The organism is Nonomuraea angiospora, from assembly GCF_014873145.1.
Classification (GTDB): domain Bacteria; phylum Actinomycetota; class Actinomycetes; order Streptosporangiales; family Streptosporangiaceae; genus Nonomuraea; species Nonomuraea angiospora.
This window is the reverse complement of sequence record NZ_JADBEK010000001.1, coordinates 9,841,056-9,856,999: the sequence shown is the minus strand read 5'-3', so window position 1 is coordinate 9,856,999 and position 15,944 is coordinate 9,841,056. Positions and strand designations below refer to the sequence as shown.

Below are 15,944 nucleotides of genomic sequence, written 5' to 3'. Positions count from 1 at the left end.
GCACATCAACACGAGATCGGCCAATAGCGCAAAGATCACGGTCGACACACAGCTGCACATTTTACGCAAATCACAACACCTGCCACAGGCCCTAGAAGTCAAGCCAGGTCAGAGATAATAATCGGACAAAAGGGATATATCGCCACATATGGTGATATATCTTGTTAATTTTAGGAGTTCCCGGTGCATCGGGAACTACTGCCTGCGCTAGGGTTCGACCGTCGCTGACACCCTCAGTTACCAACACACCCAACCCCCATGGGTTCATAAGGAGACGCGTAATGCGGTTCGGTGCATTAGGGCGTAGTGCCCTGATTGGGCTTGTGAGCACCCTCGTCATCACCGGGTGTTCAAGTTCTGGCGACAAACCAGAAAGCTCGAGTTCCGCGGCCGGCGGCATGAAAACCGACCTGTTGGTCGGACAGTATCCGGGTGCGGACTCTGCGCCACTGTTCATCGCCATGGAGCGCGGCTTCTTCAAGGAAGAGGGCCTCAACGTCAAGCAGGAGCCCATCCAGGCTCCCCAGGCGGTGCTCCCCAAGCTCGCCAACGGTCAGATGGACGTCGTGCTGGGCAGCTACGCCACGATCCTGACCATCCAGCAGGCCGGCACTGAGAAGTTCAAGTACATCGCGGACTCCTACCAGGGCGCCCCCGGGGCCTTCGGCATCATGGTCAAGAAGGACTCCCCGATCAAGCAGGTCGCCGACCTGAAGGGCAAGAAGATCGGCGTCAACATCGTCGGCGGCCTGGGCACGCTCACGATGAGCCCCCACTTCAAGATCGCCGGCCTCGACCCCACCCCCGGCAAGGACATCACCTACGTCGTGATCCAGACGACGGACTGGATCTCCTCCCTGGACAAGGGCAGCGTCGACGCCGTGTGGATGACGGACCCGTACGTCAGCCAGGCGAAGAAGGAGATCGGCGCCACCATGCTGCTGGACACCATGTCCGGCCCGACCGACGGTCTGCCCATCACCGGCTGGGCGGCCACGGAGAAGTGGACGCAGAACAACCCCAAGACCCTGGCCGCCTTCCAGCGGGCCATGGCCAAGGCGCAGCAGATCGCGGCCACCGACCGCAGCGCGGTCACCAAGGTCCTGCCGACCTACACCAAGATCCCGGCTGAGACCGCCGCCACGATCAACCTCGGCGCCTACCCGACCTCGCTGAACGCCCAGCGCATCCAGCGGGTGGCCGACCTGATGTTCGACTCCGGCCTGCTCAAGCAGAAGATGGACGTCAACTCGATGATCTACGCAGCACCTCAGGGATGATGAGCACGATCAACCTGGCGCGGCGCGGGCAGAATCCGCTCGCCCGCGCCAAGCTGGCCAAATTCGCCCGCCACGCCATCGGCGTGGCGGGTTTTCTGCTTGCCTGGCAGCTTCTCGGCATGACGGGCCTGTTCAAGTGGATGCCTCCGGCCGCGGAAACCCTGGCCAGGACGTTCTCCCTGGCCGTGGACCCGGAGTTCCTCGGGGACATCGGAGGCACGCTCACGGCGGCGGTCATCGGGCTGCCGCTGGCCGTCCTGATCGCCGTCCCGATCGGGCTGCTGCTGGGAACGGTCCCGGTGGTCGAGGAGATGACCCGGGTGTTCGTGGAGTTCCTGCGGCCCATCCCCTCGGTGGCGCTGATCCCGCTGGCGCTGTTCTTCTTCCAGCCGGAGATCAACGCCAAGGTGGCGCTCATCGTGTTCGCCGCCGCCTGGCCGATCCTGATCAACACCCTGTACGGGGTGCGTGACGTGGACCCGCTGGGCAAGGAGACGCTGCGCTCCTTCGGGTTCGGCCCCGGCGCGGTGATCTGGCGGGTCGCCCTGCCGAGCGCGGCGCCCTTCATCGCGACGGGCATCCGGCTGGCCGCCTCCATCACGCTCATCCTGGCCATCAGCGTGGAGTACATCGTGGGCGGTTCGGTCGGCGTCGGAGGCTTCCTCATCGAGGCGAGCACCGGCATCGGCATGGACGCGCTGATCGACGTCGTCGCGGTCCTGATCTGGGCCGGCGTGATCGGGCTCATCGTCAACATCCTGCTCGCACGCGCCGAGCGACGGCTGTTCAAGTGGCGGAACACATGATCCTCACCCTGATCAAGCGCCTGTGGCTGATCCCGGTCATGTTCTTCGGCTGGGAGCTGCTCGCGGGGGCGCTCGCCACACCGTTCCTCCCCGGACCGAGCCTGATCCTGTCCCGGATGTACGAGATGTGGTTCTCCGGGCCCTACCTCTTCACCGAAGAGGCGGTCCACCACTTCTTGCCCAGCCTGATCAGGGTGGTCGGCTCCTGGGCCATCGCCGTGGTCGTGGGCGTGGGCCTCGGCGTGGCGATCGGCAGGACCCCCTGGCTGGCCGACATCGTCGAGCCGCTCATCGAGTTCGGCCGGGCCGTGCCGCCTCCCGTGATGTTGCCGATCTTCCTCGTGCTCTTCCAGATCGGCCCGCAGGTGCAGGTCGCGACCATCGTGTTCGGCATCGTCTGGCCGATCCTGCTCAACTCCATCGACGGCGCGCGCAACCTCGACATGCTGAAGGTCGAGACCGCGGCCGTCTTCGGCGTGCCCGCCCACCTGCGGTTCTTCCGCATCATCCTGCCCGCCGCGGCGCCGAAGATCTTCGCGGGCCTGCGCCTGAGCGTCTCCCTGGCGCTGATCCTCATGGTCATCTCCGAGCTCAAGGCCAGCACCGAGGGATTCGGCTATCTCCTCAACATGGCCGTCAGCGCCGCCGACATGCCCGCCATCTGGGCCAACGTGGTGCTGCTCGGCGTGCTGGGCTTCGCATTCAACTCACTGTTCCTCACGGTGGAGCGGCGCGTGCTGTCCTGGCACCGCCACGCCTACCGCCTCGCTTAGGAAAGACCACTGCTGTGACCGACCTGTTGTTGAAGAACGTGAAGGTTGTCACCCACGAGAACGACCACCCCGTGGAGGCGGACATCGCCATCGCGGACGGCCGCATCGTACGGGTGGAGCCCGGCCAGTCCGCCGCCGGTGAGGTGATCGACGGCGGCGGCAAGCTGGCCTTCCCCGGAGTCGTCGACGCCCACCAGCACTGGGGCATCTACAACCCGCTCCCCGAGGACACCGAGTCGGAGAGCCGGGCCAGTGCCCAGGGCGGCGTGACGACGGCGCTCACCTACATGCGGACCGGCCAGTACTACCTCAACAGGGGCGGCCCCTACGCCGAGTTCTTCCCGGAGGTGCTCAAGCAGGCCGAGGGCCGGGCCTACGTCGACTACGGCTTCCACCTGGCGCCCATGTCGAGCGGGCACATCGGCGAGCTGCCCGACCTGGTCGAGCGGTTCGGGGTGCCGTCGTTCAAGATCTTCATGTTCTACGGCGGGCACGGGCTGCACGGGCGCTCCGACGACCAGCGGGCGTTCCTCATGCTGCCGGAGGGCGAGCGCTATGACTACGCGCACTTCGAGTTCGTGATGCGCGGCGTGCAGGCGGCCAGGGAGCGGCTGCCCGAGCTGGCCGGCGAGATCTCGCTGTCGCTGCACTGCGAGACGGCCGAGATCATGACCGCGTACACGAAGCTCGTGGAGGAGGCCGGAGACCTGAGCGGCCTGGCCGCCTACAGCGCCTCGCGCCCGCCGCACTCCGAGGGGCTGGCCGTCTTCATCGCCTCCTACCTCGCCCACGAGACGGGCCTGGCCAACATCAACCTGCTGCACCTGTCCTCCGCCAAGGCCCTGGACGCCGCCGTCCGCATGGCGGCGACGTTCCCGCACATCGACTTCCGCCGCGAGGTCACGATCGGTCACCTGCTCGCCGACATCGACACGGCCAGCGGCATCGGGGCCAAGGTCAACCCGCCGATCAGGCCCCGCGAGGACGTCGAGGCGCTGTGGGGACACGTGCTCGAGGGCACCGTGGACTGGGTGGTCAGCGACCACGCCTGCTGCCGCGAGGAGCTGAAGTTCGGCGAGCCGAGCGACAACGTCTTCGTGGCCAAGGCCGGGTTCGGCGGCGCCGAGTACCTGCTGCCCGGCCTGATCACCGAGGGCCGCCGCCGGGGCCTGCCGTACGGCCGGATCGCCGCGCTGACCTCGTGGAACCCCGCCAAGCGGTACGGCCTGCGCACCAAGGGCACCATCGCGCCCGGGTTCGACGCCGACATCTGCCTGGTCGACCCCGGGCAGACCTGGACGGTACGCGCGCAGGACTCGGAGTCGACGCAGGAGTACACGCCGTTCGAGGGGTTCGAGCTGACCGCCAAGGTCACCGACACGTTCGTGCGCGGCAACCACGTGCTGGACGCCGGCAAGATCGTGGGCCGGCCGGTGGGCCGCTACGTGTCCCGGCCCGCCTGAAGGCGCGTGCGCCTGCAAAGTCGATCATTCCTCGGGTACGCTCACGCAAAGTAACGTGTCTCGCTCTCCCAAATACAAGTAGGAGACCCCCCATGGCACGCACTCTGCGCTGTCACGTACTCGTGCTCGGCTCCGTCGCCGTCCTCGCGCTCACCGGTTGCAGCGGGGGCGGCGCGTCCCCGGCCTCGACGGGACCCAACGGCCTGGAGAAGGCCACCATCAAGGTCGGGGCGCTGCCGATCCCCGACCCGGTCGCGCTCTACATCGCCCAGGCCAAGGGCTTCTTCAAGGAAGAGGGCCTGGCGGTGGAGCCGGTCACGATCACCGGCGGCGCCGCCGCGCTGCCGCAGATCGAGAGCGGCGCCCTGGACATCACCCAGACCAACTACGTGTCCTCGATTCTGGCCGCCGGCCAGGGCAAGAAGATCAAGCTGGTGGCCGACATGTACCGGGCGGCCCCCAACACCTTCGAGATCATGGTCCCCAAGGACTCTCCGATCCAGCGGGTCGCTGACCTGAAGGGCAAGACGGTCCTGGTCAACAACCTCAGGAACATCGCCACGCTGGCGGTCACGACCCAGCTCAGGGCGGCCGGGCTCAGCGAGGCTGACGTGAAGTTCGCCGAGAAGCCGTTCCCCGAGATGGGCAACGCGATCACCGCGGGGCAGGGCGACGCGGGCTGGATCACCGAGCCGTTCATCACGGCCAACAAGAACGCGCTCGGCTTCCGCACGATCGCCGACACCATGACGGGCCCGACCGCCGACCTGCCCATCGCGGGCTGGATGGCCACCGACGAATGGGTGCGGCAGAACCCGAAGACGCTGGCCGCCTTCCAGCGGGCGATCTCCAAGGCGCAGCGGCTCGCCTCCGGTGACCGCAAGGAGATCGAGGCGGCGCTGCCGACGTACACGAAGATCGACGCCAAGACCGCCGCGGCGATCACCCTGGGGGCCTACCCGAGCACCCTGGAGGCGGCCCGGCTGCAGAAGGTGGCCGACCTCATGCTCGAGTACAAGTACATCAACGGCCCGATCGACGTGAAGTCGCTCATCGCGGCGAGCCCGGGCGGATGACGGGTGCCCGCCTGCTCCGCGGCGCCGTCGGCGCCGCGGGGTTCCTCCTGGCCGGAGAGCTGGTCATCCGTTTCGGCCTGGGCGAGAACCTCCTCTTCCCGCCGCCTTCGACCGTGCTGTACGAAGCCGTGCGCCTCCCCGCCGACCCCAAGTTCCTGGCCGGGGTGGGCGCCACCCTCGCGAACTGGGCGCTCGGCCTGCTGACCGCCGTCGCGGTGGCCGTGCCCGCCGGCGTGCTGCTCGGCTCGCTGGCGCCGGTGGAGCGCGCGATCAGGCCCGTGCTGGAGTTCCTGCGCCCGATCCCCTCCGTGGCCATCATCCCGCTCGCGATCCTGCTGGTCCCGGTGGACGAGCTGATGAAGGTCTCCGTCATCGTGTACGCGTCCGTCTGGCCGATCCTGATCAACACCTTGTACGGCATGCGCGACGTGGACCCGCTGGCCAAGGAGTCCCTGCGCAGCTTCGGGTTCGGCCCGGCAGCCGTGCTCGCCAGGGTGAGCCTGCCCAGCGCGGCCCCGTTCGTGGCGACCGGCGTCCGGATCGCCGCCGGGATCGCGCTGGTCCTGGCCGTCAGCGCCGAGCTCGTGGCCGGCGGCGTCAACGGGATCGGCGTCTACGTGACCGTGGCCGGCAACGGCAACCGGACCGACCTCATGATGGCGGCGACGTTCTGGGCCGGCCTCTTCGGCGTGATCGCGAACCTGGCGCTGCTCGCCGGCGAGCGCCGCCTGTTCCGCTGGCACCACGCGCGGACCGGGGCGGTTTCGTGAAGGCGCTCGCCCGGCTCTGGGTGGTCCCCGTGGTGCTGGCCGTCTGGGAGATCGCCGGGCGCGCGATCGGGGACACCGACTTCCCGCCGCCCACGACGATCGTGGCGCGCATGCGCGAGCTGTGGTTCTCCGGCCCGCCCGCTCGTGGCTTCCTGACGGACGACGCGATCGCGAACATCCTGCCCAGCCTCGGCCGCATGTTCGGCGGCTGGCTGCTGGCCGCGCTGATCGGGATCGCGGCGGGCGTGCTGCTCGGGCGTTCGCGCTCGGCGACCGACTACGTGGACCCGCTGATCGAGTTCGGCCGGGCCATCCCGCCTCCTCTTCTGCTGCCGCTGTTCCTCGTGTTGTTCAAGGCGGGCCTGACCACTCAGCTGGCCACTATCGTGTTCGGAGTGATCTGGCCGGTGCTGCTCAACACGATCGACGGTGTCAGGTCCGTCGATCGCACCTACACCGACACGGCCACGGTCTTCAACCTGTCGCGGCCGCAGCGCCTGGGCCTGGTCGTCCTCCCCGCCGCCGCACCCAAGATCTTCGCCGGGCTGCGGCTGAGCCTGTCGCTGGCGCTGATCCTCATGGTGATCTCCGAGCTCGTCGGCGGCACGGACGGCATCGGCTACCAGCTGCTGACAGCCATGCGCGGTTTCGACGGCGCCGGGGTGTGGGCGGCGATCGCCCTGCTGGGCGTCCTCGGCTACGCCGTCAACTCCCTGTTCGTGCTGGCCGAGCGCCGGATGCTCGTCTGGCACAGGCAGGCCACCGGTAATTCGTGAACTCTCAGGACCGAGAAAGGCATTGGCGATGAAGCTGGCCAGGTTCGTAGTCGCGGGTATGGCGATCGCGCTGACGCTCAGCGCGTGCGGCGGAGGAGGAGGGAGCCAGACGGGCACGAGCAGCACCTCGTCCGCGGGCGGGCTGGAGAAGACCCAGCTGCTGGTCGGCGTGGTGCCGGTCCCGTCGTCGGCGCCGCTGTTCATCGCGGAGAAGCGCGGCTTCTTCAAGGAGGAGGGCCTGACCGTCAAGACGGAGATCATCCAGGCGCCCCAGGCGGTCATGCCGAAGATCCTCAACGGCAGCATGGACGCGTTCCTCACGAGCTACGTGTCGCTGATGGCCATCAACGACTCGGGCGCCGCCAAGCTCAAGCTCTTCCAGCACAGCCAGGAGGCCGCCCCCAACGTGGCCGGCGTCGTCGTGGCCAAGGGCTCCCCCATCAAGGCGCCCGCCGACCTCAAGGGCAAGACCATCGCGGTCAACGTGCTCAAGGCGCTCGGCCAGACGCTCACCAACGCCCACCTGCAGGAGGCCGGGCTCAAGCCCGAGGACGTCAAATACGTCCCGGTGCAGTTCGCCGACCAGATCTCCGCGCTGAGCTCGGGCCAGGTGGACGCGGCCTGGCTGGTCGAGCCGTTCCTGACCGCGGCGAAGAAGAGCGGCGCCACCCAGATCATCGACACCACCGACGGCGTGACGGCCGGCGTGCCGATCGACGGGTGGGGCGTCACCGAGGACTGGCTGGCCAAGAACCCGAAGACGGCCGCCGCCTTCCACCGCGCCCTGGCCAAGGCCCAGCAGATCGCGGGCTCCGACAGGAAGGCGATCGACGAGGTCGTGCCGACGTACACGCAGATCCCGGCGGACGCGGCGGCGGCGATGACGCTCGGCAAGTTCTCGATGGAGGCCGACAAGGCGAGCGTCCAGAAGCTGGCCGACCTGCTGCACGGCTACGGCTACCTCAAGGCCAAGGTGGACGTGGCGCAGCTGTTCGCGCCTGTGAGCGGATGATCGAACACCGGGCCGGCCGGGCGGTGCTCGGGGCGATCGGGATCGCCGCGTTCGTCGCCCTCGCCGAGCTGGCCGGACGGCTCGGGCTGGCCCCGGCCGGCTGGCCGTACGTGTCGTCCGTGCTCGCCACGGCGGCGGAGCTGCCGCTGGAACCGCAGTTCAGGGCCGACGTGCTGGCCACGCTGGCCGCGTGCGCGAGCGGGCTGGTGATCGCGGTCGCGGTCGCCGTGCCCGCGGGGCTGCTGCTCGGCACGGTCCCGTTCGTGGAGCGGTCGGTGCGGCCGCTGGTGGAGTTCCTGCGGCCGATCCCGTCGGTGTCGCTGATCCCGATCGCGATGTTCCTGTGGACCGAGAGCCAGGACGCCAAGACCGCGCTGGTCGTCTACACCTGCACGTGGCCGGTGCTGATCAACACGCTGTACGGCCTGACCGACGTCGACCCGCTGGCCAAGGACACGCTGCGGAGCTTCGGCTTCGGGCCGGTCGCCGTGGCGCTGCGGGTGAGCCTGCCGAGCGCGGCGCCCTTCATCGCGACCGGCGTGCGGATCGCGGTGTCGGTCACCCTGATCGTGGCCGTCAGCGCGGAGCTGCTGGCGCCGGGCGGGGGCGGGATCGGCGCGTTCCTGTCGCTGGCGGGCAGCGCGAACCGGCTCGACCGCATGCTGGCGGCGCCGCTGTGGGCGGGGCTGATCGGGCTGGCCGCCAACCTGCTGTTCACGGCAGCCGAAAGGCGCGTGTTCCGCTGGCACCGGGAGCGGACGGGGGACGCCTCGTGAAAAGGCTTGTGTGGTACTGGCTGCTGCCCGTGGCCGCGATCTGCTGGGAGCTGGCCACCCGGTCGGCGCAGGCCGCGTACTTCCCGCCGCCGTCACGGATCGTGGCCAGGCTGCACGAGCTGTGGTTCTCGGGGCCGTGGACGCGGGCGTTCCTGACCGACGAGGCCGTCGCCGACCTGCTGCCCAGCCTGGCCAGGCTGTTCGCCGGCTGGGCGGTGGCCTGCGTGGCCGGGATGGCGATCGGGATCGCGCTCGGCCGTTCGCGCTGGTTGTCGGCCCTGGTGGAGCCGCTGCTGCACCTCGGCCGCTCGGTGCCGCCCACCACGCTGGTGCCGGTCTTCCTGGCGCTGTTCAAGATCGGCACGCCGATGCAGCTGGCCGCGATCGTGTACGGCGTCGTCTGGCCCGTACTGATCAACTCCATGGACGGCGCCCGCCACGTGGACCGGCAGTACATCGAGACCGGGGTCGTCTACCGGCTCGGCCCCTGGCAGCGGCTCACCCGGATCATCCTGCCCGGCGCCTCACCCAAGATCTTCGCCGGGCTGCGGCTGAGCGTGTCGCTGGCCCTGATCATGATGATCATCTCGGAGCTGGTGGGCAGCACCGAGGGCATCGGGCACCGGATGCTGGAGGCGCAGAGCCAGTTCGACATCCCGGCCATGTGGGCGGGGATCGTGCTGCTCGGGCTGCTCGGCATCGTGCTCAACGCCGCGTTCCTGGGGTTCGAGCGCGCGGCGCTGTCGTGGCACCGGGGGGCGCGAGGCTGAGTCAGCTCACGCGGCGCTCGTTGATCAGGGTGCGCTTTACGCACACGCCGTCCTTGATCCACTGCCAGACGCGGCTGCGGGACCTGCCGTCCTCGCTGAGGACGATCAGCTCGTGGAGGCGCAGGTCCTCGCCCTCGGCCTTGTACTGCCAGCCGAGGTAGATGGTGCTGCCGTCCAGCTCCCAGAACTCGCCCTTGATCCGCTCGGTGTCGAACCCGCAGCGCCCGCCGCCGAGGTACGTGCCCGGGAACTCGTGCACCTCGGTGCGCCCGTCGTCCCAGGTGTAGCGGTTGGTCTGGTGGTAGACGGTGTCGTCCAGGATCGCGCAGGTCATCTGGACGCGGTGCCGGTCGATCGGGTTTCCCTCCCGGTCGAGGTGGAGGTACTCGCCCTCCCACTCGCCCTCGTGCCGGGCCAGCAGCGGCATGTCCGCGCGAAGTCCCATCCGCGATTACTCCTTCGTCGGGTGCCACCAGGGGTCGGCGGCGTCGGAACGGTTGACCAGGAAGGCCCTGCGGCGGACGAACCGGCGGATGGAAGCGGCGCCCATCCGCGAGCCGCCGAGCCCCGACAGGCGGAAGGAGTGCTTCTCGCCCTCGTGCACGAGCGCGGTCAGCGAGGCGTCGTTGACGCTGATCGCGCCGGCCCTCAGCCGCGCCGCCACGGCCATGGCCTGCTCCTCCGTGGCGGCGAAGACCGCGGCCGACAGCCCGTAGACCGAGTCCTCGGCCATCGCGACCGCCTCGTCGGGCCCCTCCACCGCCATGACCGGCAGCACCGGGCCGAACGTCTCCTCCGTCATCACCAGCATGCCGTGGTCGACGCCGGACAGCACGGTCGGGCGGCACCAGTGGCCGCCGCCGTGCCGCTCGATCCGGCCTCCCGTGTGCACGGTCGCGCCCTTGGCGACGGCGTCGGCCAGGTGGGCGGCGATGACGTCCTCCTGGCCCGGGCCGATGATCGGCCCGATCGGGCCGCCCTCGCAGGTCAGGCCCACCTTGGCGGCCCGGTCCACCAGCAGCGCCAGGAACTCGTCGTGGACCTCGCGGGCCACGTAGACGCGCTCGATCGACTGGCACGACTGCCCGGCGTTGGCGGTGCCGCCCCACAGCACGGCCGACGCGGCCCGCTCCAGGTCGGCCCCGGCCAGCACGATCGCCGGGTCCTTGCCGCCCAGCTCCAGGAACGCGGGCACGAACGCGCGGGCCGCCGCCTCGGCGACCACCCGGCCCGTCTCCACGCTGCCGGTGAAGACCACGGCGTCCACCAGATCGACCAGGGCCGCGCCGGTCCCGCCGTCGCCCTCGACGACCTGCAGCGGCAGCTCGTCGGGGACCAGCCGCATCAGCGGCTCGATGAACCTGGGCGTCACCTCGCTCGGCTTGACCAGCACCGCGCAGCCCGCGGCCAGCGCGGGCACCGCGTCGATGAGGCCCAGCAGCAGCGGGAAGTTCCACGGGCTGATCACCCCGACCAGCTCGTACGGCACCACGTCGCCGCCGACGAAGACGCCGGGCAGGGAGGCGGGGGTCTCGGCCGGGGGTGCGAGGAGGGCGGGCGCCTGGCGTACCCACCGATCGATGAGACCGGCGACGATCTGCCGCTCCAGGACCGACTCCCCCACCCTGCCGGTGTCGGTCACCAGCGCGGCGAGCAGCTCCTCGTCGGCGGCCAGCGCCGCGGCGAACCGGGACAGGACCTCGCCGCGGTCGGCCTCCGCCCAGCTCCGCTGCCTTTCGCGCAGACCGGCCGCCAGGGCGGCGAGCCGGTCGGGCGGGACAGGGGCGAGCGGCCTGTCGGCCTGCCCGGTGATCGGGTTCCTCACGTTCATGTGGTGCGGCCACGGGACATGATGCTCCTGCGATGCTCGGCGGGAGCCATTGTGATCAGGAGAGTGCCGCGGCTGTCAACGCGCCCGCGCGGGCGAAAGCGGCTCGAAAGCGGAGCTAACCACCCCAGCCCGGTACGGCCATGCGGACCGAGAGCGCGTGTTCGACCAGGTTGATCAGCGCGGCCTTGACCGAGTCCTTGGACCTGGCGTCCAGGCGCACCAACGGGATGTGCGGCGCCAGCGTCAGGGCGTCACGCACCTCGGCGTCAGTGTGCGGATACTCACCGTCCCAGCCGTTGACGCCCACCACGAACGGCAGCTGGGCCTCCTCGAAGTAGTCGATCGCCGGGAAACTGTCGGAGAGTCGGCGCGTGTCCACGAGCACGACCGCGCCGATGGCGCCGCGTACCAGGTCGTCCCACATGAACCAGAACCGGTGCTGCCCGGGCGTGCCGAACAGGTAGAGGATCAGGTCACGGTCCAGGGAGACCCGGCCGAAGTCCATGGCGACGGTGGTGGTCGACTTCAGCGGCGTCATGCCCAGATCGTCGATCCCCACGGAGGCGTCGGTCATGACGGCCTCCGTGGTCAACGGCATGATCTCCGACACCGCGCCGACGAAGGTCGTCTTCCCCACCCCGAAACCTCCAGCCACCACGATCTTCGTCGAGGTGAGACCGGGGCTAGAGCCTGCGAAGTCCACTGAGCACCCTTTCGAGCAGATTGACGTCCGGCCTGCCCTCGTCCAGCTGTGGCTGATGCACACGGACGAGACCTTCGGCAGCCATGTCAGCGATCAGCACGCGCACCACGCCGAGGGGGATCCGCAGCAGGGCCGACACCTCTGCCACGGACCGCACCTGCCGGCACAGTTGGCTGATCGCCTGGTACTCCGGCGTGATATGCGAGAACTCCCGGTGCTCGGCGGTCGCCGAGGACACCAGGGCCTCCATCGCCAGCTTGACCCGCGGCGCCGTCCGTCCACCTGTCACGGCATAGGGACGGACGGGCGATGCGGGGTCGGGATTCAGCTGCGGCTGGGACTGGGGCACAGACGGGGGCGCCCAACCGCCGCTGTTCCATCTCGGGTCTGACACCTACATCACCTGGTCTGGCTCGCGCGCAGCTCGGCACGCACAGCCGGGGTCAGCACCTGACCGGCGCGATCAACCATCAGCGTCATCTGGTACGCCACCAGACCCATGTCACAGTCCGGAGCCGCCAGCACCGCCAGACACGAACCGTCACTGACCGACATGATCAGCATCAGCCCGCGCTGCATCTCCACGATCGTCTGATTGACCGCACCACCCTCGAACACCCTGGCCGCACCCTGCGTCAGGCTCACCAGACCCGACGCGATGGCCGCCAGCTGGTCGGCCCGGTCAGCCGGAAAGCCCGACGAGGCCGCCAGTGGCAGCCCGTCGGACGAGACGACCACCGCGTGCGCGACGCCCGGTACCGTGCTGACGAAATCGGTGATCAGCCAGTCGACGCCACGCGCCGCATGGCTCAAATCCCTCATGCGCCCTCCTCCCTGTCATTGTTCCTGGGGCCAGAGGGGAACGCCCTGCCCTCGGTGATGTCGTCACGTGCCGCCCGGAAGCCCTGCTGGAAGCTCGAGAGCCGGTTGCGGATACGGTCCGGCGACACCGACGGCATCGGTGTCACGCCCTTCGGGGTCGAGGTGTCCGCCGAGCCGGGCACCAGGTTGGCCTTGGGCACCCGCTTCGGCAGCCCCGCCGCCGTCTGGCCGTCACGTACCGGTTCCACCACTGCCTCCGCCGCGCTCCATCCTTCGTCCGCCTTGCTCGAACCCCAGCTCGCCCCGCTGTCGCGGCCGAACCAGGCCGACTCCACCGCGGCGAAGATGGGTAAGTAGTCGTCTCCCGCCGAGGCGGGCGGTGCGGCCGGGATGCCGCCCGGGTCGGCCGACTCGGTCTCGGGGTAGTCGAACCCCGGCCGCTGCGGCGGCATGGTGTCGCGGCCCCAGCCGCCCGGCGGGGGCTCGGGCACGGGCCGCCTGGGCAGTGCGCGGTCGCCGTTCCAGGACGGGCTGCGGGGCGGGGTCCACACGTCGGAGCTGTCGTAGCCGCTGCCGATGCGCGGCTCCGACGGCCACGCGTTCGCGTCCGGCTGCCACTGCGTCTGCGCCGGCGGCCAGTTGCCGCCGCTCAGCTCCGGGTGCGAGGGGAAGGACGGGTGGCCGGGGCCCAGCTGGTACGTGGGCGACGGCGGCTGCGGCCAGTCCGTGGCCGGAGGGGCGGGATGCGGCCCCGAGTACGGCTGCTCGCCGGGGCCGCCGCTGGCCGAGCCCGCGAGGGCGGGAGGCTGGTTGCCCGAGAAGGACGGCATGCCGGAGAAGTTGGGGGCCTGGGAGCCGAGCATGTTCTCCGGGATGAGCACCATCGCGGTCAGGCCGCCCGAGGCGTGCGGGCGCAGCTGCACCCGGATGCCGTGGCGGTGCGCCAGCCGCGCGACCACGAACAGGCCCATGCGGCGCGACACCGACACGTCCACGCTCGGCGCGTCCGTGAGGCGATCGTTGGCCTGGACCAGCTCCTCCTGGGTCATCCCGATGCCGGCGTCGGTGATCGACAACATCACGCCGCCGCCGTCGATCCGGCTGCCGGAGACGGTCACCCTGGTCTCGCGCGGCGAGAACGACAGGGCGTTCTCGACGAGCTCGGCCAGCAGGTGGATGACGTCGTTGACGGCCTGGCCGGCCACCGAGACGCCGTCGGGCACCTGGAGCACGACCCGCTCGTAGTTCTCCACCTCCGAGAGGGAGGCGCGGGCCACGTCCACCAGCTTGACCGGCTGGCTCCAGCGGCGCGGCGGGTCCTGGCCGGCCAGCACCAGCAGGTTCTCGCTGTTACGCCGCATGCGGGTGGCGAGGTGGTCCAGCTTGAACAGGTTGCCGAGCCGCTGCTCGTCCTGCTCGCCCTGCTCCAGACCGTCGATCAGGGTGATCTGCCGCTCCACCAGCGTCTGGCTGCGCCGCGACAGGTTCACGAACATCGCGTTGACGTTGCTGCGCAGGCGGGCCTCCTCGCCCGCCAGCCGGACCGCCTCGCGGTGCACCTCGTCGAACGCCCGCGCGACCTCGCCGATCTCGTCGTGGGTGTCCACGCCGATGGGGATGACGGGGCCGGCCGCGCCCTCGCCGCTCTCGCGCAGCTGCTGCACGGTCTCCGGCAGGCGGTGGCCGGCGATGTCGAGGGCCTCGCCGCGCAGCTTGCGCAGCGGCCTGATGAGCGAGCGGGCGATGAGCGAGATGATCGCGGTGACCACGACCAGCAGGAGCAGGATGAGGCCGCCGGAGATGAGGGCCGAACGGTTGGCGGCTTCCTCCAGGGCGCGGGCACGCAGGATGACGGAGGAGGACAGGTCCTTCTCCACGCTGCGCAGCGCGTCGATCTTGCCGGTGCTGACCTCGAACCAGGTGGCGACGTCCCTGTCCGGCCGTACGCCGATGCTCAGCTCCTTGCCCTCGGCGGACTGCGCCATGGCCCGCAGCCTGAACAGGTCGGTCTGGTCGACGTCCCTGCCCACGACCGTGTTGCGGTAGAGCTCGAGCTGGTCGAGGGTGGCCAGGGTCGCGAACAGCGTCTCCTCGCTCTCCTCACGCGACTTGGCGTCGGTGAGCGCGTCGAGCTCGCCGCTGTCGAAGCCCTTCTTGTCCAGCGCGCTGGCCAGGACGCCGCGCTGCTTGGAGGCCTGCTCCTTGCCCCGGGCGATGGCCGCCATCGCGCTGGCGCTGTGCGCGACCTCGTCGTCCACCGCCACCTGGCCGACCTGGTCGTGGAACTGGAGCAGGGCCGCGATGATCTGCGAGTACTTCTGGATCATGGGGAGGGGCTGGATCTTCCCCTTGACGGCCGTCTCCCGCAGCGTCGGGATCTCCTCCAGGCGCCGGAGCACGGGTCGTACGGCCTCGGCATGGGTGTCCGAGAGCGCCTGCGCCCGCTTCTTGGCCTCGTCGATGAGGTTGTTCACTCCGCTGTAGGTCGTACGGAGCTGAGTCTCCCGGTTGCCCGGGCGGCCCTGGGCGATGTAGAGGGCGGTCTGGTCGCGTTCGAAGGACAACTCATGGGTGACGGCGCCGAGCTGCTCGCTGAGCTCGGCCACCTCTCTGAGGGTCTGATAGGTGTTGGCGTCCCTGAGCGAGGTGAACACGTTCAGTCCGCCCAGACCCACGGCCACGGCCGTGGGGACGACGATCAGCGCGATAAGGCGCGATCGCACGTGCCAGTTTCCCAGCCCGAACCTGCGTGAAGGAGGGTTGGGCAAACGTCGCTTCTGGTGCCCGTGCGGCTCGCGGTCGGCGGAAGCTTCGGCGCTCTGCGTTCTCACTTGCCTTCGCTACCTCTCGCCCCTGGAGGGGAATTCTCGGTGACCATGCAGGTAAATGCACGTGGGGCAATATCTACGTCTAGATAGGCGTCATTTGAGCACAGCAGTTGGCGCGAGCCAACCACCACTAGTGCCTCATTGAGGCGTTTATCCCCGATTGTCCAAATATTTCGGCAGAATCGGTAAGGCTGCCCTCTAGCTGGTGAAACAGGCAACGGAAGGGTGCCCAGCGAGCCTCCTCGGGACTCGTGGAAT

Annotated in this window: 16 protein-coding genes; 10 read left to right on the top strand and 6 right to left on the bottom strand. The window is 69.4% G+C overall.

What is annotated here, in order from left to right:
- The first annotated feature begins 281 nt into the window (after positions 1-281).
- The 10 genes from H4W80_RS45520 (at position 282) to H4W80_RS45475 (ending at position 9,502) form a co-directional block, all read left to right on the top strand.
- A complete protein-coding gene (locus H4W80_RS45520) occupies positions 282-1,280 on the top strand; it encodes an ABC transporter substrate-binding protein (RefSeq protein ID WP_318787360.1) in 999 nt (332 codons plus the stop codon).
- Entirely contained in the window at positions 1,277-2,086 is an 810-nt protein-coding gene (locus H4W80_RS45515; RefSeq protein WP_225964014.1) for an ABC transporter permease, read from the top strand. The genes H4W80_RS45520 and H4W80_RS45515 overlap by 4 nt, the downstream gene beginning before the upstream one ends.
- Complete coding sequence (locus H4W80_RS45510; protein WP_192790740.1) at positions 2,083-2,859, top strand: ABC transporter permease; 777 nt, start codon at positions 2,083-2,085, stop codon at positions 2,857-2,859. The genes H4W80_RS45515 and H4W80_RS45510 overlap by 4 nt, the downstream gene beginning before the upstream one ends.
- 14 nt (positions 2,860-2,873) lie before the next feature.
- Complete coding sequence (locus H4W80_RS45505; RefSeq protein ID WP_318787359.1) at positions 2,874-4,322, top strand: dihydroorotase; 1,449 nt, start codon at positions 2,874-2,876, stop codon at positions 4,320-4,322.
- Positions 4,323-4,414: 92 nt separating this feature from the next.
- Positions 4,415-5,398, top strand: a complete 984-nt coding sequence (locus H4W80_RS45500) for an ABC transporter substrate-binding protein (protein ID WP_225964013.1) — start codon at positions 4,415-4,417, stop codon at positions 5,396-5,398.
- Positions 5,395-6,168, top strand: coding sequence for an ABC transporter permease (locus H4W80_RS45495; RefSeq protein ID WP_192790739.1), 774 nt, complete (start codon positions 5,395-5,397; stop codon positions 6,166-6,168). Before H4W80_RS45500 ends, H4W80_RS45495 begins: the two co-directional genes overlap by 4 nt.
- The gene (locus H4W80_RS45490) at positions 6,165-6,944 is read left to right on the top strand and encodes an ABC transporter permease (protein ID WP_192790738.1); all 780 of its coding nucleotides are present in this window, start codon (positions 6,165-6,167) and stop codon (positions 6,942-6,944) included. Before H4W80_RS45495 ends, H4W80_RS45490 begins: the two co-directional genes overlap by 4 nt.
- A gap of 58 nt (positions 6,945-7,002) precedes the next feature.
- Positions 7,003-7,956 (top strand): ABC transporter substrate-binding protein, encoded by a 954-nt coding sequence (locus tag H4W80_RS45485; protein WP_192790737.1) that lies wholly within the window; start codon positions 7,003-7,005, stop codon positions 7,954-7,956.
- The gene (locus H4W80_RS45480) at positions 7,953-8,732 is read left to right on the top strand and encodes an ABC transporter permease (RefSeq protein WP_192790736.1); all 780 of its coding nucleotides are present in this window, start codon (positions 7,953-7,955) and stop codon (positions 8,730-8,732) included. Before H4W80_RS45485 ends, H4W80_RS45480 begins: the two co-directional genes overlap by 4 nt.
- Complete coding sequence (locus H4W80_RS45475) at positions 8,729-9,502, top strand: ABC transporter permease (protein ID WP_192790735.1); 774 nt, start codon at positions 8,729-8,731, stop codon at positions 9,500-9,502. The genes H4W80_RS45480 and H4W80_RS45475 overlap by 4 nt, the downstream gene beginning before the upstream one ends.
- 1 nt (position 9,503) lies before the next feature.
- Here the strand turns inward: H4W80_RS45475 and H4W80_RS45470 are convergent, their stop codons facing one another.
- The 6 genes from H4W80_RS45470 to H4W80_RS45445 all read right to left on the bottom strand — a co-directional run bounded on the left by H4W80_RS45470 (position 9,504) and on the right by H4W80_RS45445 (position 15,581).
- Positions 9,504-9,947, bottom strand: coding sequence for a DUF3598 family protein (locus tag H4W80_RS45470; RefSeq protein ID WP_192790734.1), 444 nt, complete (start codon positions 9,945-9,947; stop codon positions 9,504-9,506).
- A gap of 6 nt (positions 9,948-9,953) precedes the next feature.
- Positions 9,954-11,327, bottom strand: a complete 1,374-nt coding sequence (locus H4W80_RS45465; protein ID WP_318787358.1) for an aldehyde dehydrogenase family protein — start codon at positions 11,325-11,327, stop codon at positions 9,954-9,956.
- Positions 11,328-11,448: 121 nt separating this feature from the next.
- The gene (locus H4W80_RS45460) at positions 11,449-12,036 is read right to left on the bottom strand and encodes a GTP-binding protein (RefSeq protein ID WP_192790732.1); all 588 of its coding nucleotides are present in this window, start codon (positions 12,034-12,036) and stop codon (positions 11,449-11,451) included.
- Entirely contained in the window at positions 12,017-12,385 is a 369-nt protein-coding gene (locus H4W80_RS45455; RefSeq protein WP_192790731.1) for a DUF742 domain-containing protein, read from the bottom strand. The genes H4W80_RS45460 and H4W80_RS45455 overlap by 20 nt, the downstream gene beginning before the upstream one ends.
- Positions 12,386-12,435: 50 nt before the next feature.
- Positions 12,436-12,858 carry a roadblock/LC7 domain-containing protein gene (locus H4W80_RS45450; RefSeq protein ID WP_132339573.1) on the bottom strand — a complete coding sequence of 141 codons (423 nt, stop codon included), beginning with the start codon at positions 12,856-12,858 and terminating at the stop codon, positions 12,436-12,438.
- Positions 12,855-15,581, bottom strand: a complete 2,727-nt coding sequence (locus tag H4W80_RS45445) for a sensor histidine kinase (RefSeq protein ID WP_192790730.1) — start codon at positions 15,579-15,581, stop codon at positions 12,855-12,857. The genes H4W80_RS45450 and H4W80_RS45445 overlap by 4 nt, the downstream gene beginning before the upstream one ends.
- Positions 15,582-15,944 lie beyond the last annotated feature (363 nt).

What these genes read in the sequence shown, in the direction of transcription:
- H4W80_RS45520 (WP_318787360.1), top strand. Translation starts at nt 282, where the DNA reads ATGCGGTTCGGTGCATTAGGGCGTAGTGCCCTGATTGGGCTTGTGAGC.
- H4W80_RS45515 (WP_225964014.1), top strand. Translation starts at nt 1,277, where the DNA reads ATGATGAGCACGATCAACCTGGCGCGGCGCGGGCAGAATCCGCTCGCC.
- H4W80_RS45510 (WP_192790740.1), top strand. Translation starts at nt 2,083, where the DNA reads ATGATCCTCACCCTGATCAAGCGCCTGTGGCTGATCCCGGTCATGTTC.
- H4W80_RS45500 (WP_225964013.1), top strand. Translation starts at nt 4,415, where the DNA reads ATGGCACGCACTCTGCGCTGTCACGTACTCGTGCTCGGCTCCGTCGCC.
- H4W80_RS45495 (WP_192790739.1), top strand. Translation starts at nt 5,395, where the DNA reads ATGACGGGTGCCCGCCTGCTCCGCGGCGCCGTCGGCGCCGCGGGGTTC.
- H4W80_RS45485 (WP_192790737.1), top strand. Translation starts at nt 7,003, where the DNA reads ATGGCGATCGCGCTGACGCTCAGCGCGTGCGGCGGAGGAGGAGGGAGC.
- H4W80_RS45480 (WP_192790736.1), top strand. Translation starts at nt 7,953, where the DNA reads ATGATCGAACACCGGGCCGGCCGGGCGGTGCTCGGGGCGATCGGGATC.
- H4W80_RS45470 (WP_192790734.1), bottom strand. Translation starts at nt 9,947, where the DNA reads ATGGGACTTCGCGCGGACATGCCGCTGCTGGCCCGGCACGAGGGCGAG.
- H4W80_RS45450 (WP_132339573.1), bottom strand. Translation starts at nt 12,858, where the DNA reads ATGAGGGATTTGAGCCATGCGGCGCGTGGCGTCGACTGGCTGATCACC.